The organism is Hymenobacter daecheongensis DSM 21074 (assembly GCF_900141805.1).
Lineage (GTDB): Bacteria > Bacteroidota > Bacteroidia > Cytophagales > Hymenobacteraceae > Hymenobacter > Hymenobacter daecheongensis.
In genome coordinates this window covers 328,294-347,404 of the sequence record NZ_FQYN01000006.1, presented here as the reverse complement: position 1 = coordinate 347,404, position 19,111 = coordinate 328,294, and the positions used below count along the sequence as shown (strand labels likewise).

Genomic DNA, 19,111 nt, shown 5'->3' with positions numbered 1-19,111 from the left:
CGGCCGAGTGCTGGTGGGCGCGTAGCACGGTGGAATCCAGCATGACCCAGTCGAGTTCCGGCGCTTGCAAGGCCTGGAAAACCGCTTCCCACACGCCTTTTTGGGCCAGGCGACGGAAGCGACGACAGACGGAATTGGGCTTACCGAAACGCTCAGGCAGGTCCGCCCACGCGGCCCCAGTGCGCAAGAGCCACACCACGGCGTTGAAAAACAAGCGGTTGTCGGCTGCTGTCACGCCGCAATCCGTGGTTTTGCCCGGCAGCAGCGGCGCGACCAACCCCCATTGCCGGTCCGTGATTTCATGACGATGCATCTTCTCCTTGTAGTTTACCGAAAGGTAATTGTCCTCACGCTCTAGCCCGTCATTCCGAGCGCAGCCGAGGAATCTCGCGTGCTGACGTTTGAATAGTAATCAGACGTCAGCACGCGAGATTCCTCGGCTGCGCTCGGAATGACGCGCTGGTGGCGCTACGCGTTGGTTTTCATGGCCACTTTGGTCAGGGCGTCCTTGATCTTCTCGTTGAAGTTGGGAATGTCCTGGGGGTTGCGGCTGGTGATGATGTTGCCATCGACTACTACGGTTTCATCAACCCAGTGGGCCCCGGCATTTTTGAGGTCGGTTTTGACGCTGGGCCAGCTCGTGATTTGCTTGCCGCGCACCACGTCGGCTTCTACCAGCAGCCAGGGGCCGTGGCAGATGGCAGCGACGGGCTTGCCGGAGCGCACAAACTCGCCAATGAAGCTGACGACGGCCTTCTCGGTACGCAGGATATCGGGGTTCATCTGGCCGCCGGGCAGCACCAGAGCGTCATAGTCGGCCACTTTCACCGCGTCGATGGTTTTGTCCACGTCCACTTTGTCGCCCCAGTCTTTTTGGTCCCAGCCCTTAATGGAGCCGCTTTTCAGGGAAATAACGTGGGTTTCGGCCCCTTCGCCTTCCAGAAACTTCTTCGGTTTTTCTAGCTCCGACTGCTCGAAGCCGTCGGTGGCGATGATGGCGATTTTCTTGCCTTTGAGGCTGTCGCTGCTGAAAATGCTCATAAAGTTTGGGTGTTTTAGAAGGTAGAACGGAAATGCGAAAACCAGCCCCGCCCGCGGCAGAACTGGCTTTCTGTTAACGCACCCGCGTGGCGGAGGTTAGTACATTATTCCTCCTTTCGGTCGCGCTTGAGCTGTTTGCGCAGGTGCTTCACCCGCTCATCGAAGCCGTCGGGGTCATAGCTCACGTCTTCCACATCCAGCTGATCGAGCAGCTCCATCAGGTCGTCGGAGTGGTCGGTGCGGGTGGCGGAGGCCACGCGCACAAAGGCCATTTCCGACCACAGCACCGCTTTCAGGCGGCTGCCGTCTTCGCTGAACATGAGCATTTCCACCACCAGGTTGGAGTTGTCGAAATGAATAAGCTGGGTGCGGATGCGCACGATTTCGCCGTGGTTGGCAGGGCGCAGGTAGGCCAGGTGATGCTTGGTGATAACCCAGCCGGCGCCTTCCTCGCGGGCCAGCTGGCCTAGGTTCAGGGCATAGTGACGGGTGGTGTGCTCCTCGCGGGCGTTCAGAAAGTAGTCGAGGTAGCGGGCATTGTTGAGGTGGCCCAGCATGTCGCAGTCCTGAAAATGAATGCGGTGCGTGGTTTCGGGCGTGCGGAGCAGGGCAGTAGCCATAAATGCAGAAGAGGTAATGGAAGCGGCAAAGGTAGGGCGCAGGCCCCAACGCCACCGGCCCGGCCGCTATTTCGGCAGCCGGAAGGCATCGGCCAGCACCACTTGCGCGGCCGGCTTGCGGGCGGCCGTGGGGCTGTCGAACACGATGAGCAGGCGCTTGTCGTCGAGCAGGGCCATGCCTTCGGCTTTGTCCTGGCCGCTGGTGGGGCCGTGGCCGTGGGGCACGTCGAAGTAGCGGTGAATCTTATCGGCCCCGTTCAGGGTGTCGCCGGGCTGGTTGAGGGCGTTGGGCCAGCAATACACGGCAATGGTGCCGTCGAGGTCCATGGTGGGGCCGGCCAGCAGGTAGAGGTCGTCGCCGGCGAGGCGCAGCTCGCGCAGACCCATACCGCCCAAGTCCAGAAAGTGCTTTTTGTAGTATTTCTGCTCGCCCCCGATTTTGCCCAGCCGTAGGCGGCCGTGCTTGTCCAGTTCGGGCAGCAGCTCCAGCACGATGGCCCAGCCGCGCAGCACCGGCCCGCGCAACCCCACAAACAGCCGCCCATCGGTGGTGGCGGCCAGGCCTTCGATGTCGAAGCCGTTGTCTTTGCCCGGCAGGGCCATGAAGGGCTGCAGGTGCGGGTCGTGGGCCAGCAGGTCCAGCAGCTCGTTGGTTTCGGCGTTGCCGTGGAGCTGGGCGGCGTGGAGCTGCTCGTTGGCTTTGGTGGGGTGGGCGGCGCTTTTGTGCAGCTCGTAGTCGCCGGTGGCTTCGTTTAGCAGCAGCGGAATGCGGGCCAGCAGGTAGCGGTTGGGGTCGGCCTGCACTTTGGCCAGCTTCGCGAGCTGCTTGCTCACGTCTTCGTGCTCGGCATCGGGCTGCTTGCGCTTGAGGCTGTGCGAGCCGATAACCCAGAGGTAGTGGTCGGTGGCGGCGAGGCCTTCCACGTCTATTTCGCTTTCGGCGTCGGCGGGCAGATCGAGCAGCTCGGTGAGCCGGTACGAGGTGTGCTGCCCAAATTCCAGCGGCCCGGTGCGGCGCAGACGCTCAATGCTGGTACGCTCGTCGCAGCTCAGCCACAGGTTCTCGCCGGTGCAGAGTGCCGTGGAGAGGCCGTCGCGCACGTGCTTTTCGGCGGCATTGAGGCTGAGCTTGGCATTGAAATGCAGCGTGTAGGACTGAGGGCGCATGGGCGGGCGGTTTGGAAAGGTAGAAAAGGATAACGGCCCGGTGCTGGCTTGGGTTGGCTGTTAAAGTCATCTGTCATCCTCTATCTGGCGTACGCAGCGCGAAGGACCTTCCTCCAATGGCCTACAAAGCCTGCTTAAACGAGCAAAGCCCTCTACCATCCGGATGGCAAAGGGCTTTGTGCATTGAATTGAGGTTGCAGTAGACTATGAGGAAGGTCCTTCGCGCTGCTCAGGATGACAGCCTTATTTATCCTCCTTCTTCTCCCCTTCCGCCGGTGGCCCGAGCACTTTTACCTTATCCGTTTTGGCCAGTCCCGACAGCACTTCCACGTTGATGCCGTCGGAGAGGCCGGTTTTCACGAGGCGCTTCTGAAACTGCTGGGGCGCAGTTTCCACCTCCACAAACACGCTGTCCTTGTTCACTTTACCAAACTGCAGCAGGCTTTCCCGAATGGCCAGCGCCTTGGTGCGGCGGCCCAGCACGATGTCACCGTTGGCGGAGTAGTTGGCCCGCAGAAACTGGCCCGGCTTGAGCTTCAGCCGCGCCCGCACCTGAAACTTGATGGCGCCTTCCTCCGCAATACCCTTGGGCGCAATGTATTCGAGCGTAGCCGGAAACGACTGGTTTTCCAGCGCCCCGATAATCAGGTTCAGGTCCATGCCCTCGCGCACCTTGCCCACTTCGCTCTCGTCGATTTTGCCCTCAAACACGAGGCTCTGCATGTCGGCAATGGCGGCAATGGTGGTGCCCTCGTTGAAGTTATTCCGCTCGACCACCGACGAGCCCACTTTCACGGGCACATCGAGCAGCATACCCGTGATGGTGGAGCGCACCAAGTTGGAAGCGCCACCGGTGTTGCGCGAAGCGCCTTTCTGAGCAATCTGCAGGTCATTCTGGGCGGCGTTCAGGGCCTGCTTTTTGGCCCGCACATCGGCCAGCAGGCGGTTAAATTCCTGCTCGGCAATAACTTTCTGCTCGAACAAAGGGCGCTGGCGCTCCATCTCCGTCTGGCTGGTTTCAAGGGCTACGCGGGCGGCCTGAATGCTGTTCTGGGCGTTGTTCACGTTGCCGGCGTTAGCCACCGTGCGGATGCGGGCCAGCAGCTGGCCTTCCTTCACCGGCTGCCCGGCTTCCACATACAGCTCCTCCACAATGCCCGAAACCTGGGGCTTGATCTGCACCTCGCGGCGCGGCACGATGCTGCCCGTGGCCACCGTTTTCTTTACGATATCGGTGATGAAGGGCGTTTCGGTTTTGTAAGTGATAGGGTCGGTGTGGGCCTGCTTCCAGAAATAGCGGCCCAGCCAGCCAAACCCGGCCAGCAGCAACAGCACCAGCAGCGTAAGAAAGATGCGTTTCATGGTAATAAACGGGGTTTTGGGCGGCTGATACGGCTCCGGCCGGATTGGGCGCGGGGCGACTGAAGTTCCTCTGGGCTCTACAGCAATGGCTTCTTCTGGCGGCGCTTGGTTGTTCATAGCCGGACCCTTCCGGGGGTTGAGTTGAGAGAAAACATCGGTTTCATTCGTCTTTCAGCGCTACCACGGGCTGCACCCGTGCGGCTTGCAGCGCCGGCACCAGGCCGGCCACGGCTCCGGCCACTACCAGCACCACCACCGCCGTAGCCGCCACGCCGATATCGACCTGCGGATTGGCAAAAAAGCCCACGTTCTGGCCCGCAATCAGCGAGTTGATGCCGGCCATGAGGGCCGTGCCGAACAGCAGGCCAAACGAGCCGGCAGCTGCCGTAATGACGATGCTTTCCTGCACAATCAGGCTCACGATGCTCCAGGGCGTGGCCCCGAGCGCCTTGCGAATCCCGATTTCCTTGGTGCGCTCCTTCACCACAATGAGCATGATGTTGCTCACCCCGATGATGCCAGCCAGGATAGTGCCGATGCTGACCAGCCAGCTGAAGCCCGAAATGCCGGTAAACAGCCCCTGCACCCGCGCGTATTCCTCCTCCACGTTGGCCGAGCCAAATGCCCGGTCGTCGGTGGGGGCCACTTTGTGCTGCCGGGCCAGAATCTGCTTCACCTTAGTTTCGACGATGGCGGCCGGGGTGCCGGTTTTGGGAATGAAGGCGAAGTAGCCCACCTGATTCACCTGATTGAAGGTAACCTGCAGGGCCGTGAGCGGAATGATGATGGTTTGGGCATCCTGCTGGGCGTTTTCGGGCTTGCCCTCGGCCTTCGATAGGCCCACCACGCGGAAGAAAATGCCCTTGATGCGGATTTCCTGCCCCAATGGGTTGGCCGTCCCGAACAGCACCTCCGCCACCCGGTCGCCGATGACGGCCACCTTGCGCCGCTCTTTAATGTCAATATCGTTGATGAAGCGCCCGGCCGTGAGGTGCAGCGCCTTCACGGCCGGGTAGCCGGGGTATTCGCCATTCACCGAAAACGACGAGCTTTTGGTGCCGTATTGCACCGTAAATGTGCCATCCAGAGAGCTGCGGGGCAGAATAACGGCTGCCTCGGGCACCTCGCGCTCCAGTGCGGCCACGTCATCGTTGGTGAGCTGAATGAAGCGCCCCACTTTCAGCCCCGCATACGGCACGCTGGTGCGCTGCGTCCAGACAAAAACCGCATTTTTGGCTACGTCGAACTCTTTTTCCACGCCGTTGCGGAAGCCCTTGCCCGCGCCCAGCAGTACCACCAGCATAAAAATCCCCCAGAACACGCCAAACGCCGTGAGCCCCGTGCGCAGCTTGTGCCGCCGCACCGTCCCGAGGATTTCCTGCCATTTATCAAGGTCAAACATGGGTGGGAAGGAGCTAGGAGCCAGGAGTTAGAAGCTAGGAGAGTTAGGTTTTAGCTCCCCTCCTTTTTTCAAGGAGGGGTTGGGGGTGGTTACTAGAATTAGACGACGTTCAACGATTTTCTAGCGCTAGCTAACCACCCCCAACCCCTCCTTGAAAAAAGGAGGGGAGCTAATTCTAATCTTGTTTGTAGCAGTAATCATTCGGCTCTGAGGGCTTCAATCGGTTTCACATTTGCCGCTTTCATCGCCGGAATCAGCCCGGCCACGGCCCCCGACACCACCAGCAACAGCGTAGCACTCACGGCCACGCCGAAATTCACCTCCGGATGGTCGAAATACGAGGTGGTGCCGCCGGCTTTTTCCAGCGCGTAGCGCACCGCATCCAGCAGGGCCACGCCGGCCAGCAGGCCCAAGTAGCCCGAGAGGCTGGTTATTACCACCGATTCCTGCACGATCATACTGATAATGCTCCAGGGCGTGGCCCCCAGCGCCTTGCGCACCCCGATTTCGCGGGTGCGCTCCTGCACGATGATGAGCATAATGTTGCTCACACCCACCACGCCGGCCACCAGCGTGAGCACCCCAATCACGCTCACAAACAGCTTGATACCGCTGAACAAACCCTCGAAGCGCTGCACTTCCTCCTCGTTATTGTCCAGCTCCAGGGCCTGCTTGTCGGCGGGGTCGAACTGGTGGCGGCGGGCCAGCAGCACCCGCACCTGGTCTTCCAGCTCCTTCACCGGCGTACCCTTGCGGCTGCTGATGCCGATGCGCTGCACCTGGTTGTACTGGTTGAAAACGGTCTGAAACGTAGTGAAGGGCACGAAAGCCCGCTCCTCGTTGCGGCCGTTGTTCTGGGTGGTAGTGAAAACGCCTACCACCTTGAAAAACACGCCCTTCACCCGCACGAACTTGCCCAGGCCGCTGCTGTCGCCGAACAGCACTTTGCGCACTTTCTCGCCCAGCAGCATCACCTTGCGCTGCTCCATGCCGTCGAGCGGGTTCAGCAGGCGGCCGGCCACCAGCTTTTCGCCATTGAGCTGAAAAAATTCTGCATTGGCCCCAAACACCTGATACGAGCCGTTTTTGGAGCCGTTGATGATGGTGTATTCGCCAAACAGCCGGTTGCGGGAGGCCAGCAGCTCCACGCCATCTACCTGCCGGCGAATGGCTTCCATATCATCGTTGGTGAATTTGATTTCACGGCCCGGCTTCAGCCCCTGCCACGGCAGCGAGGTTTTGCCGGCACTCACAAACAGGCTGTTCATGGCCCCGCCGCCAAACTCCTTCCAGATGCCGTTTTCCATTCCCTTGCCCGCGCCCAGCAGCAGCACGAGCATAAATATGCCCCAAAACACCCCGAAGGCCGTCAGGAACGTGCGCAGCTTGTTGCGCCGCATCGTCCCCAGAATCTCCTGCCATTTATCGAGGTCGAACATTATTTCTTAATGTGCTAATGTGCTGATGTGCTGATGTGCTAATGGGTTGATAGGCTGGTTTGCTGTTGCAAGAATGGATTGGACCACCGCGGCAATTCTTAGTTCTTAATTCCTACTGCAGTTTTCTGGTTGGTGCACAGGTCATCCGGCTCCCCTCTCCCCAAGGCTTCGCGCCTAAAGCGAACCGGGGTCGGGGGTGAGGTCTGGCAGCCGCGCCAGGCACCCCAACCCCAAAAACGGCTCTAATTGCCACAGCTTTGGCGCAGCTTTTCCAGGCGGCGCACTACGTCTTTCACGGTGGCTTCCGAGGTGGTGTAGAGCGGCAGGTCGAAGCTCATGTTGCTGCCCTTTTTGCCTTTTTTGATCTTGATCTGGTAGTGTTTCTGGCCGTCGTCGTCCGTTTCGGGCGTGTAGGTCAGGGAAGTTACGTCGGCCCAGTCGAAGGCCAGCTTCATTTCAAACACCCCGTTGTCCATCTTCATGGCCCAGCCCGAATTGCCGCTGTTGTAGCTCACGGCCAGCGGCTTGCTCGTCTGCACATCCGCGTCCCGGTCGCGGATTATCTGCTCGGCGTGGCAGCCACTCAGCTTCAAATAGACATCCTGCTTCGGCTTGTGCGGGTTGCGCATCAGTTGGGCCAGCTGCTTGGCCAGGGCCTGGGTTTCGGCAGCCGGCACTTGGGCCCGGGCACTGCCGCCGAGCAGTATTAGGGCGGCCATCAAGAGGAAAAAGCGGTTTTTCATGGCGCAAAAAAGTTGGTGAAATACAACGCACTACATCATTAAGTCACTGATTCACAATCAGTCCGTCGCGCACCCGAATCATGCGCTGGGTTTGGGCGGCAATGTCGTTTTCGTGGGTCACGATGACCACCGTCATGCCTTCGCGGTGCACCTGTTTGAAGATGTCCATCACCTCCTGGGTGGTTTGCGTGTCGAGGGCCCCGGTTGGCTCGTCGGCCAGAATCAGCTTGGGCTGGCTGATAAGGGCGCGGGCAATGGCCACGCGCTGCTTCTGCCCGCCCGAAAGCTCACTGGGCAGGTGCTCGGCGCGGTCGGCCAGGCCCACGCGGTCCAGGTATTCCAGCGCCAGCCGGTTCCGCTCGCGCCGCCCTACTTTCTGATAGTACAGCGGCAGGGCCACGTTTTCGAGCGCACTCTTGAAGCTCAGCAGGTTGAACGACTGAAACACGAACCCCAAGAACTGATTGCGGTACTGCGCCGCCCGCGTCTGCGACAGGTTCCGGTCGATGCGGGTGCCGGCCAGCGTGTAGTCGCCCTGGTCGAAGTCGTCGAGAATGCCCACAATGTTGAGCAGCGTGCTTTTCCCCGACCCCGACGAGCCCATAATGCTTACCAGCTCGCCCTGCCGGATGTGCAGATCAATGCCCTTGAGCACCTCCAGCCGGTTGGCTCCCACTTCGTAGCTTTTGCGGATGTTTTGCAACTGAATCATAGTCGGCAGCAGCAGCGCTGAGCTTAAATGCATCACCAAGTAGCAGGCAATACAAAGTAGAAGTTTACCCTTTGAAAAGTCAAGCGAAAAGGCAGATATTTTCTACTCTCCTATTTCCTACCTATCCGGCAGCAGCACGACAGATGCACGTTTCATCAGGATAGTTGCCTGACGTTTCTCGGGCTCATCCGCTACGCCCGCCGGGGCGCTGAGAATAAAGCCGACAACCAGTGTGTGAGCCCGTTACAAAACAGCCGCAGCGCGGCGGCAGGTTTGTAATATCAATGCCCAAAGAGAATTTGGCCTCAAGCAATTAAAAAGCCGCGTAGCGGTGACAGAACCGCTCGCACAGCTCTGTCACCGCTACGCGGCTTGATTTCTTTTACCCGTTCTGATTCTACAAACCTGCCGCCGCTATGCGGCTGTTTTGCCACCTGGGCGGGCTACCAATGAAATCGTCCCAACGGGCCAGCGCCAACGCCTATTTCACGGCCCGCTTGGCCTGCATCTGGGTCTGCATGGTGCGCTTCTTGGCCTGATACTCTTTGTACTGCGTGGCCGAGAGCACCGTGCGCAGGTCACTTTCAGCGGAGGTGTTGATGCGGCGCAGCTCGGTATTCAGGGCCGTTTTATCGGTGCCCAGGCGCTGGCGGGCGTCGTTTACCTGCTCGACGGTACTTTTTAAGATAGCTCGCACCTTGGTTTGTTGGTCGGTGCTGAGGCCCAGCTCGTCGGTCATCACGTCGGCTAGGTCGCGGGCGGCGGCTTTGGGCACGGGAGCCGGGGTTGCCGGCGCTACGGCCACCGATTTGGCTTCTGGAATATTGACTTTGTTGCGCCGGGCGCAGCCAAAGGTGAACGTGCCGAAAACGGCCAGCAGAAGCAGGGAACGGGCAGCAAGCATAGCAGCGAAGAGTGAGAGTGCGCCCTGAGTACGCGAAAACGCCCCCGCGCGGCTATGCTTGACCGCCGGAAGCCCACAAACCCCGGCCAGCGGGCCCTACGAGGCCATTTCCACGGCCCGCCCCCCAGCCTGCACCGCGGCCGGCGGGTTGGCCTTCATTCCCTGGGCCGTATAGTGCGCCAGCGCCATGATGGTGAGCATCGGATTGACGCCGCTGCACGCCGGAAACGCCGACGCATCGGCCACAAACAGGTTTTTGACCTCGTACGTTTCGCCGCTGGGGCTCACCGGGTGCGTGGCCGCGTCGCCGCCCATGCGGCAAGTGCTCATCTGGTGGGCGCTGTAGAGGCCGAATTGGTTGGCTTTCCAGCTCAAATGCGGCAGCTGGTCCAGCACTTCGGGGTTTTGAATGCGGCCATCTCTCACCTGCAGCGTGGGCAGCGTGCCGTGGGGCAGATAGATTTCGGTAGCGCCCGCCGCGGCATGAATCTCGGCGGCGGCCCGCACGCCCTGCAGCATGTTGGCGCGGTCGAAGTCGCTGAGGGTGTAGTCGATAAGTGGCGCGCCGTTTTTGTCGATGCTCACGCGGCCGCCGTCCCGGTCGCGGGTCAGCACGATGAAGCTGCCCAGGTAAGCAGAATTTAGCATCATCTGCTTGTGCTGCTCGCCACTCTGCCACGGCAACACCATCGCCATCAGGCCGATGTGCGCTGGCGGCGTTTCGAGCTTCGCGCCGAAGTTGGTGCCATTCAACATCGTGAAGCAGTCGTTCACCACCGACATGCTGGGGCCATGCCAGGGATCCATGCGCTCCGGATACCGGGCCGAAACCACCACCGTGGGGTGCAGGTGCAGATGCTGCCCCAAGTGCGGGTGCCGCAGCCCGCTGCGCAGCAGCAGCGCCGGCGACTGCACCGCGCCGCCCGCCACCACCACGCGCCGGGCCTGCACCGTCACGCGCACCGCGTGGCCGTCGGCGGTGGTGTGCACGGCCTCCGCCCCGGTGGCATGGCCCTCCTGGATAGTCACGCGCTCCACCCGCGTATCGGCCAAGATGCGGGCTCCGTGCTCAAAAGCCTGCAACAAATACGTGTTCAGCGTGCCCTGCTTGATGCCGTACCGGTCGCCGAGGGTGCTGTATCCCAGCCCCTTGAAGTGTGGGTCGGCATCGGAGAGGCCTTTTTCGTTGCGCGGAATCAGCTTCACTTCCTGACCCAATTTGCGCGAGCCGTCCCACAGGGCCTGGTTCTGGCCGTTGTGGCGGGTGTAGTCGATGTTCACGCTCAGGGCGCGGCTCACGGCGTCGAGGCTTTTCTTGAATTCTAGCGACGCGAAATGCGGCACCTGATGCTCACGGGCCCATTCCTGGAGCACATAGTCGGGGGTGCGGAAGGCCCCGGCCCAGTTCACAGTGGTGCCACCGCCCAGGCAGCTGCCGGCCAGCAGCCCGATGCCGCCATCCTGGGTGCTGAGGGTGCCTTTAGCATCGTAGAGCTTGCCCAGCATCTCCACTTCGCGCTGCGTAAAGTCGCAGCCATGGCAGTAAGGGCCCTTTTCGAGCACCAGCACACGTTGACCCGCGGCGGCCAGCTCGCCGGCTATCACGCCGCCGCCCGCCCCGCTCCCGATTACCAGCACGTCGCAGTCGTAAGTCACGTCGGCGGTGGGCTGCAGGGTCCGGATGGGCCGGGGCGTATCCACCACCTCATCGGGCAGGGGGCCGGCGTAGCCAATGGCCTCCCAGGCCCCGTTGGGCTGATTGGCACCGGAGCTGCCGTAGTACAAGAACACCAGCAGCTTGCGCAGAGCATGGAAGCCTTTGCGCAGCTGCGGCAGGTTGCTCTGGGCCCAGCTGCGCAGCAGCTGCTGACGCTGCTCGGCCGTGAGCCGGTGAAACGGTTTGAGCGGCCCCAGCCACGTAATGCCCAGCATAGGGCTGTTCAGCAGCCCCAGCAGCTTCCGAAATTCCTGCTGCGCGGTCTGGGGCTGCTCCGCAATTACCGCAAAAACGAGGTCCACATCCACGCCCTCGGAGCCCTTGCGCCGCCAAAATTCGGCGTGGTCAGCTTTGCCTTCGAAGCCGGGAATGAAGGTATCGGCGAGGGCGCGGAGGGTGGTGCGGTGGGCTTCAGTGGGTGTCATGGGCGGCGGGTTTGGGGCAAGGGCTTTGCCTCCGAAAATATCGGCAATTTTCCGCAGTTGCTCGGCATGCAGCGTTGTTGAAAGTCTCTGGATCAGTCGGTCAGCATGGCTTTTTTCCTGAAAATCTACCCCGCGTTGCAAAGTAGCCGCAGCGCGGCGGCAGGTTTGTAGAATTAGAATGGGTGAAAGAAGCAAGCCGCGTAGCGGTGACAGACTCGTTCGGGCGGTTCTGTCACCGCTACGCGGCTTTTTGCTCCTATCTATTTGGTTACTACAAACCTGCCGCCGCGCTGCGGCTACTTTGAGGGTGTTTTATCTTCTCAGAACCACCGCATCACCAGCTCAATCATCCGCTTCACTTTGCTGGTATAAGGCGGATACAGCAGCTTCACCGACGTCTGGCCGACGCGCTGTTGCAGCACGCCTTTCAGGTTGGAGAAGGCATCGAAGCCGTAGCGGCCGTGGCAGCGGCCCATACCGCTGTTGCCCAGCCCGCCGAAGGGCAGTTCGGGGTGCATCAGATGCACAACAGTATCGTTGATGGCCGCGCCGCCGGAAGGGGCATTCTGGAGGAGGTAGCGGCGATTTTCGGCACTGCGTGAAAACAGGTAGAGCGCCAGCGGGCGGGGTCGCTCATTCACAAAATCGACGGCCTCGGGCAGGGTGCGGTAGGTGCGCAGGGGCAGAATGGGGCCGAAAATCTCCTCCCGCCACAAGCCCGCATCAACAGGCACGCCGCTGATGAGTGTGGGCTCAATGAAGCACTCCGCCGCATCAACGATGCCGCCCATTTCGAGGGTGCCGCCGCGGCGCTGCCCTTCTTCCAGCAACTGGCTCAGGCGCTCAAAATGGTGGCTATTCACGATGCGGGCAAACGAGTCGGAGTGCTGCACGCCGGTGCCGTTCGGGTCGTGGAGGCGGCGCGTGGCCTGCCGGATTTCCTGCACCAGCTCGTCGCGCACCTGCTCCTGCACCAGCAGGTAGTCGGGGGCTACGCAGGTCTGGCCGGCATTCAGAAACTTGCCCCACACGATTTTCTCGGCCGCGTCGCGCAGGTTGGCGGTTTCATCCACCACCACCGGCGACTTGCCGCCCAGCTCCAGCGTGACGGAGGTGAGGTGCTCGGCGGCGGCCCGCATCACAACTTTGCCCACCTGCGGGCTGCCCGTGAAGAAAATATGGTCGAAGGGCAGGCGCAGCAGGGCCGTACTCAGGTCTTTGTCGCCTTCGCATACCACTACTTCAGTAGGCTCGAAGGTTTCTTCCACCAGTTCGCGCAGCAGGCGGCTGGTGGCTGGCGTCATTTCCGAGGGCTTGATGAGGCAGCAGTTGCCGGCCGCCAAAGCCGAAATCAGCGGATCGATGGCCAGGTAGAACGGATAGTTCCAGGGCGCAATGATGAGTACCACGCCCTTAGGCTCGGGCTGCATCCAGCCGTGGGCCCCCAGCAGCGGCAGCGGCGTGCCCACGCGGCGGCGGCTCATCCACTTTTTCAGGTGCTGCAGCGTATGCTTCAGCTCGATCTGGGAAGTGTAGATTTCCGACAGATCCACTTCCTGCGCGGGCTTGCGAAAATCGGCGTAGAGTGCCTGCTGGATGCGTTTTTGATTGTTGGTCAGCCACTCGCCCAGCTTGCGCAGGCGGGCCGCGCGGGGCTCCCAGCCTTCCTGGCGCAGGGCGGCGCTTCGTGCCCGCAGTCGGTCGAAGGTGGCGTGCAGGGCAGCGGTATCCGGCGCGGCGGCGGTAGCGGCGGTAGCGGAAGTAGCAGAAATGGTGGACGGCATTGGGGGCGGGCTGAAAGATGAAGCCGGGGAATTTTTCAAGTTCGGCAAGGATGCAGGGAAAAGCAAATCATGTAATTTAATTAATATATTTTATAATTAAATAAATAGAAGGTATATTCACAATCTGAACTATGTCTGGCTGGCTCCGCTGGCCTTGTGCTGCCATTGCGCTTTCCCCGATTTTGTTGATTGGCCCAGGCCGCCGCCACGGCTCTGCGCCAGCTATATCCTGCCCTTCACACCCCACACCCATGCTCAAATCTGTACTTGTATTCAGCCTGTCAATGGCGGCCGGCAACGCGACGGCGCAACAGCTTTTCAATAGCACGCGCAGCAACTATTCGGGCCTAACGGGCCTGAGTTGGAACCCGGCCCACGTGGCCGACAACCGCTACGTGGTGCAACTGCACCTGCTGGCCGTGGATGCCCACGCCACCAATACGGCCTACCGCTACACCGGGGCCTGGAGCCCGCAGAAGTCGGATGAGGACCTGGACCTGAGCAAGGAGTTTCTGACCCGCCGCGAGAGCGACAAGGCCAAGCTGATCAGCGCGGGACTGAACGTGCGCGGACCGGGCCTGATGGTGCGCGTGGGTCCGAAGCGCGGCCTAGCGTTTGGCACCCGCGTGCGCTCGGCTATGCAGGGCAACGGCGTGTCAGAAAACCTGCTTCGCAACGCCGTGGACGGGTTCAAGGAGCGCGGCCGCTCCACCGATAACACCTTCAACCTGAACATGAACCTCTTCGCCGAGTGGAACCTTACGTACGGGCAGGTGGTGCTCGATAACAGTGAGCATTTTCTCAAGGCGGGCCTCACGGTCAAGCGGCTCATCGGGTTTGGCTCGGCCTATCTGCAGAGCAGCAAAGCCGACTACGAGGTGGTGACGCGCACCACGGCCACCGGCGACTCCACTTTCCGCCTCAACCGCCTCGAAGCGGCCTTCGGCTACTCCAACCCCCGCGCCTTCGACGACGTGACGGTGGAAAATGCCGTGGACCTGCTCACGGCCAGCGGCGCGCCGGGCGCGGGCTGGGGAGCCGATATCGGGGTGGTGTATGAAAATCGCCCCAACCTGGGCCAGTACCGCTACATCGACAAAAAAGGCGTGGAGCGGCTCGATAATTCGCGCAACAAGTACCGCTACCGCCTCTCGGCCTCCATCACCGACCTGGGCGGCCTGCGCTACGACAAAGACGCGGCGGCCTACAACGACATCCGGGCCACCAATACCAGCGTGAGCGAAGCCGACCTGGAAGGCATCGATTTCGACAACTTCGATACCCGGCTGAACCGCATTCTGCGCACCCAGACCCACAAGCGGGAAAACCGTTTTCGGGCCGGCCTGCCCACGGCCCTGAACCTGGACGTGGACTACTGCCTGCGCCGCCACCTCTACGCCAACCTTTCGGTGAGCCAGGGCCTGCGGGGCCGCTACGCGGTGGGCATGCGCACGTTTTCGTTCGTGGCCCTCACGCCGCGCTTCGAAAGCAACTGGCTGGAGCTGGCCGCGCCCATCTCGCTAATCAATGGCTATCAGACGTTTGCCTACGGCGTGATGCTGCGCATGGGCGGCGTCACCATCGGCTCCAACGACCTGGCCCCGGTGTTCGATTCGAGCAAGCCCTACGGCTTCAACGGCTATGCGCAGCTGGCGCTAAGCCTGGCTAACAAAGGATACAAAGCCAAAAAGCACGGCCCCGCGCGGCTGCAGAAGCCGGGGCTGTGAGCGGCCCTGCTACGACTGCTTTTTGTGGGTTTTGAGGTAGTCGCGGGCTTCGCGGTAAGCCGGCGTGTCGCGCTCGGCTTTGTCTTCTACCTCGGTGTAGTGGCGTAGGGCGGCCTTCTGGTCGTGGGCATCGTCGGCGAGACGAGCCAGGTTGAGCGTGGCCGACACGCAGAAGCCGCTACTGGTTTCGCCGGTGCTTTCGGCAAATACCACGCAGCGCTGGAAGTAGTCCTTGGCCTCGGCGTACTGCTTGCGCTGCTGCATGATGGTGCCCAGAAAATACGTGGCGTAGCGGCCACTAATGGCCTCATACCCTGGCATCCCCTGATTTATTTTGGCCAATATCTCGCGGCTGACCCGCTCGCACTCCACCTGGTCGTTTTCATGGTAGACGACCATGGCGTAGAAGCGCTGAAAAAAGGCGTTGTCGGGGTAGTTGTTGGCCAGATAGCGGGCGGTGGGCAGCGCGGCGGGCAGGTTTTTTTCTTCCTCGAAGAGAATCTTCATCAGGAAAAACTTGGCTTCCGGGGCGGTGTAAAAGCCGTTGTCGGCCACGTTTTTGAGCTGCGTGAGGCCCAGCTGCTTGTTGCCTTTAGGGAAGAACAGCATCACTGGCCGCAGCAGCGGATAGTTTTCCGCAATCCAGACCTGGTAGTAGTTGATGAGCGCCTGGCCGAACAGGAACTCCGGGCTCAGGCCATTGGCCTGCTTGCTTTTCTGCAGGTAGTCGAGGGCGCGGCGGCTGCTGAAGGTGGCCTTGCTCCAGTTGCGGCGCTCGGCGTTCAGGTGGGCATCGAAGCCATAGGCGGCCGACAGGAAAAAGGCGGCTTCGTAGTTTTCATTATCCTGCTTGTAGAGCACTTCGGCCTTGCGCACGGTGGTGTCCATGTAGGCGAAGAAAGCTTTGTCGTATTTTTTCTCGCGCAGGTTGGTGGGCATTATCTTCCACCACTGGCTCAGGCCCATCAGCAGGTAGGGCAGCGGGTGCTCGGGGTAGCGGCGGCGCAGGGAGCGAAACTGCCGCTCGGCTTTGTCGAACTTGAAGTTGTAGAGGTTGTGAATGGCCCCGTCCAGCTCCAGCTGCATGTCTTTGTCGAGCAGCAGCCAGCCTTTGGTGTTGGCCGCGGGGGCCACCTCCACATTGGCCAGATCTACCTTGGGCATCAGCGGCACCAATGCGGAATCCAGGCGCTGGGCGCGGCCGAGCCAGGGGGCCAGCAGAAGCAAAAGAAGAAGGCTTGTCCGATACATGCTGTGAGAATACGCTACTGCTGCCGCTAAAGATAACAGCGGACGGCACTTCCTTATCCCGGCTAACGATACCGGCTATTTCTTCTGAAGGACAATATTTTGCCCAAACCTGTTCGGGGCACTACACGATTTTTTGGCGGCGCGTGTTAGCCCCAAACCACCTGCCCAACCGACTAACCAACCGCCTGACCGCGCAAGGGCCCGTTTTCATCCCGCTATTCGTATGCTATATTCTGGTTTTGAGCCGGCCCCGCAGCGCCTCGTCAAGGCTACCCAAGGTCGGCTGCCAAGGCCGGCTGCCCGCTGGCTTTTTCTGGTGCTGCTCCTGCTGCTGGGCACGGCCGCGCAGCCCCCGGCCGGCCCGCTCCCGCCGCTGGTGCTGCGCGCCGCGCCGCTGGCGCTGGCTCCGCAGCAGTTCTACGTGGCCGCCGTAGCCGATGCGCGAGCCGACCGCCGGGCCGTGGCCTATCTGCTGCCCCCGCCGCCGCGCCCCGGTCCGGCGCTGCCGCCGCAGCCCGTCGATCTGGCCGGGGGCGGGCTGGCGGCCATCCGGGAATTTGTGCGACAGAGCGTGCCCCGCAACACCGCCCTGCGCCCCGTCACGATTCGGCTGACCGAGTGCCTGGTGACCGAGCAGGCCGCGCCGGGCGCAGCCGGGCAGGTGGCGGGCCGGGTGGTGGTGGGTATGGCCTTCGAGGGGCAGCGCGACGACGGCCAGCCCGTGCGGCTGACCGAATACCACGGCACGGCCCGCTACCGGCGGCCCGCCGGGCAGCTGGCCGTGGTGGAGCCCACCCTGCGCCAGGCGCTGGGCCTGGCCCTGCTGCACCTCAACCGATGGCTACTGATGGAAGCCGCCACCAACCCCCGGCTGGCCCAGGGCGTGCGCGTCACGTTTCAGGACTACACCCTGAACACCGACCCGGACACGCTGTTCTATGCCCCCGGCCGGCCGCTGGCGCGGGCCGATTTTCGGGCCAGTCCGCGGGCGGGGCGCTACGCGGCGGTAGTGTTTCCGAGCTTCTCGTTCAGTGCCCGCCCCGTCATTCGGGCGGGATTTGTGCAGCTGGAAGTACTCACGAAGGTGTTTGTGGTGCGCGGCTCGTCCTGGATGGCGGCCGGGGGCGACGAGGCCTACACCCTGAACCACGAGCAGCGCCACTTCGACCTGACCAAGCTGGTGGCCGAGCGCTTCAAGCAAAAAATCCGGCCCGCCAACCTCACCGTGGAGGAGTTCAACGCTACCATTCAGCTGGCCTACTTCACCTCGTTTCAGGAGATGAACCGGCTGCAGGAGCAGTATGACGCCGAAACCAGCCACGGCACCGACCGCGCGGCCCAGCAGCGCTGGGACCAGCGCATCGACGCGGAGCTGCGGGCGTTTGGCCAGCTGGGGGCGGAGCCGGCCGGAAGCGGGCGGTAGATGCGCCGGGGCATAAAAAAAGCGACGGCTGCCTTAGGAGCAGCCGTCGCCAATACCAGTATGCTTATCGATAAACCAACTTTTAATCGGAAAGGAGGATAGGAACCAGGGGTTTGCGTGAAGAATGCCAGCCGCGGTGCAACTGGGACGCTACAAAACAACTACATTCCGATGGCTCCCCGCCGCATTACTCGACCACAGCCCGGCCGGAATCGACCAATCCGCAGCGGTGTTTTTTTAGTCGATAAAAAAGCGCCATTGGTCGAAAGCGCGGGGCTAAACCCGCCGCAGCCGGCCGAAAAACCACCAACTTGCGCGTATGCAACAACAAGACTCCGACCGGCCCAGCCGCTTTCCGCTGGCGTTCGAGCTGCTGATGTGGGGCATGTATGTGGGCCTGTATAAATATGCCTGGTACATCGAGAAGGTGCCGGGCCGGCCGCCGGGCACCTCCGATTTTCCCTATCCGCACCTGATAGCTTTTGCGGGGCTGGCCACGCTGTATGTGCTGCCCTACTACCGCTGGCTGCTGCCGCTGTTACTGCGGCAGCGGCGCTACTTTATGCTGCTCAGCTTCACGCTGCTCTATTTCTGGCAGGGCTCCCGCTTCGGCTTTCACCTCAGCCGCCAGCTGTTTGAGCACCTGGCGCAACTGGGCGGCCCCTGGGCGGCCTTGGCGGCGCTGCCCGCCTGGTGGAACCTGGAGCTGCCCGTGGTGGACCTAGTCAGCTTCAGCTGCGTGGCCTTCGTGCGCCTGGCCTTCGACCATGAAACCCGCCGCCGCCACCTCGAAAAAGCCAACCTTGCCCTGCAGCTGGAACAGCTCAAGAGCCAGCTGCAGCCGCATTTTCTGTTCAATACCCTCAACAGCATCTACGGTCTGAGCCTGACCGGCTCGCCCGATACGCCGCGCTTCATCCTGCTGCTCTCCGAGCTGATGCGCTACGTGCTTTATGACAGCGGCAAGGAGTACATTGCCCTGCCCGAGGAGGTAGTTTTTCTGGAAAACTACTTCGAGATGGAGCAGCTCAAATACCCCACGGCCCGCGTGCGCTTCAGCACCACCGGCACCTACGACCAGCTGCGGGTGCCGCCGCTGCTGCTGCTGCCGCTGGTCGAGAACAGCTTCAAGCACGGCCGCCACCACCATTCCGACCAGGGTCAGGTGGAAGCCACGCTCATCTCGGCGGCCCACCGGCTGCAGTTTACCATCGAAAACGATATGCTGCCCGAAGCCCCGGCCGCCGCGCCCAAACGCAGCGGCGGCATCGGGCTGGTCAATATCCGGCAGCGGCTGAACATGTACTACCCCGACGCGCACGAGCTGCTGCTGACGACCGTAAACGGCCGCTTTCGGGCCCAACTCACGCTGCATGTGTAGGGTTCATCTACAT

General features: G+C 61.6%; 16 protein-coding genes. 3 read left to right on the top strand and 13 right to left on the bottom strand.

The features are described from left to right. The 12 genes from BUB62_RS13715 to BUB62_RS13660 all read right to left on the bottom strand — a co-directional run. A partial coding sequence (locus BUB62_RS13715) for an IS5 family transposase (protein ID WP_073110954.1) occupies window positions 1-313 on the bottom strand: 313 nt, incomplete at its 3' end. 155 nt (window positions 314-468) lie between these two features. Continuing rightward, a complete protein-coding gene (locus tag BUB62_RS13710) occupies window positions 469-1,041 on the bottom strand; it encodes a type 1 glutamine amidotransferase domain-containing protein (protein ID WP_200799930.1) in 573 nt (190 codons plus the stop codon). Window positions 1,042-1,145: 104 nt separating this feature from the next. Further along, entirely contained in the window at window positions 1,146-1,661 is a 516-nt protein-coding gene (locus tag BUB62_RS13705) for an acyl-CoA thioesterase (RefSeq protein WP_073110952.1), read from the bottom strand. Window positions 1,662-1,727: 66 nt separating this feature from the next. Beyond that, window positions 1,728-2,828 carry a DUF3616 domain-containing protein gene (locus tag BUB62_RS13700; RefSeq protein ID WP_073110950.1) on the bottom strand — a complete coding sequence of 367 codons (1,101 nt, stop codon included), beginning with the start codon at window positions 2,826-2,828 and terminating at the stop codon, window positions 1,728-1,730. Window positions 2,829-3,071: 243 nt separating this feature from the next. Beyond that, window positions 3,072-4,190 (bottom strand): efflux RND transporter periplasmic adaptor subunit, encoded by a 1,119-nt coding sequence (locus tag BUB62_RS13695; RefSeq protein ID WP_073110948.1) that lies wholly within the window; start codon window positions 4,188-4,190, stop codon window positions 3,072-3,074. A gap of 160 nt (window positions 4,191-4,350) precedes the next feature. Continuing rightward, window positions 4,351-5,592 carry an ABC transporter permease gene (locus BUB62_RS13690; protein ID WP_073110947.1) on the bottom strand — a complete coding sequence of 414 codons (1,242 nt, stop codon included), beginning with the start codon at window positions 5,590-5,592 and terminating at the stop codon, window positions 4,351-4,353. 197 nt (window positions 5,593-5,789) lie between these two features. Further along, a complete protein-coding gene (locus tag BUB62_RS13685; RefSeq protein ID WP_073110945.1) occupies window positions 5,790-7,031 on the bottom strand; it encodes an ABC transporter permease in 1,242 nt (413 codons plus the stop codon). 242 nt (window positions 7,032-7,273) lie between these two features. After that, window positions 7,274-7,774, bottom strand: coding sequence for a hypothetical protein (locus tag BUB62_RS13680; RefSeq protein WP_073110943.1), 501 nt, complete (start codon window positions 7,772-7,774; stop codon window positions 7,274-7,276). Between the two features lie 43 nt (window positions 7,775-7,817). Then, entirely contained in the window at window positions 7,818-8,486 is a 669-nt protein-coding gene (locus tag BUB62_RS13675; RefSeq protein WP_073110997.1) for an ABC transporter ATP-binding protein, read from the bottom strand. 481 nt (window positions 8,487-8,967) lie between these two features. Beyond that, window positions 8,968-9,390 carry a hypothetical protein gene (locus tag BUB62_RS13670; protein ID WP_073110941.1) on the bottom strand — a complete coding sequence of 141 codons (423 nt, stop codon included), beginning with the start codon at window positions 9,388-9,390 and terminating at the stop codon, window positions 8,968-8,970. A 96-nt stretch (window positions 9,391-9,486) separates the two neighbouring features. Continuing rightward, window positions 9,487-11,532 carry an FAD-dependent oxidoreductase gene (locus tag BUB62_RS13665; protein ID WP_073110939.1) on the bottom strand — a complete coding sequence of 682 codons (2,046 nt, stop codon included), beginning with the start codon at window positions 11,530-11,532 and terminating at the stop codon, window positions 9,487-9,489. 320 nt (window positions 11,533-11,852) lie between these two features. Continuing rightward, window positions 11,853-13,316, bottom strand: coding sequence for an aldehyde dehydrogenase family protein (locus BUB62_RS13660; RefSeq protein ID WP_073110938.1), 1,464 nt, complete (start codon window positions 13,314-13,316; stop codon window positions 11,853-11,855). Between the two features lie 251 nt (window positions 13,317-13,567). On the opposite strand from BUB62_RS13660, the gene BUB62_RS13655 reads away from it, so the two are divergent. Next, window positions 13,568-15,043 carry a DUF5723 family protein gene (locus BUB62_RS13655; RefSeq protein ID WP_143164172.1) on the top strand — a complete coding sequence of 492 codons (1,476 nt, stop codon included), beginning with the start codon at window positions 13,568-13,570 and terminating at the stop codon, window positions 15,041-15,043. Between the two features lie 9 nt (window positions 15,044-15,052). Here the strand turns inward: BUB62_RS13655 and BUB62_RS13650 are convergent, their stop codons facing one another. Next, the gene (locus BUB62_RS13650) at window positions 15,053-16,270 is read right to left on the bottom strand and encodes a tetratricopeptide repeat protein (RefSeq protein WP_234988710.1); all 1,218 of its coding nucleotides are present in this window, start codon (window positions 16,268-16,270) and stop codon (window positions 15,053-15,055) included. 247 nt (window positions 16,271-16,517) lie between these two features. Here BUB62_RS13650 and BUB62_RS13645 point away from each other — a divergent pair, with 247 nt between their 5' ends. Then, window positions 16,518-17,717, top strand: a complete 1,200-nt coding sequence (locus BUB62_RS13645) for a hypothetical protein (protein WP_143164171.1) — start codon at window positions 16,518-16,520, stop codon at window positions 17,715-17,717. A gap of 319 nt (window positions 17,718-18,036) precedes the next feature. After that, the gene (locus tag BUB62_RS13640; RefSeq protein ID WP_073110932.1) at window positions 18,037-19,098 is read left to right on the top strand and encodes a sensor histidine kinase; all 1,062 of its coding nucleotides are present in this window, start codon (window positions 18,037-18,039) and stop codon (window positions 19,096-19,098) included. Window positions 19,099-19,111: the final 13 nt, after the last annotated feature.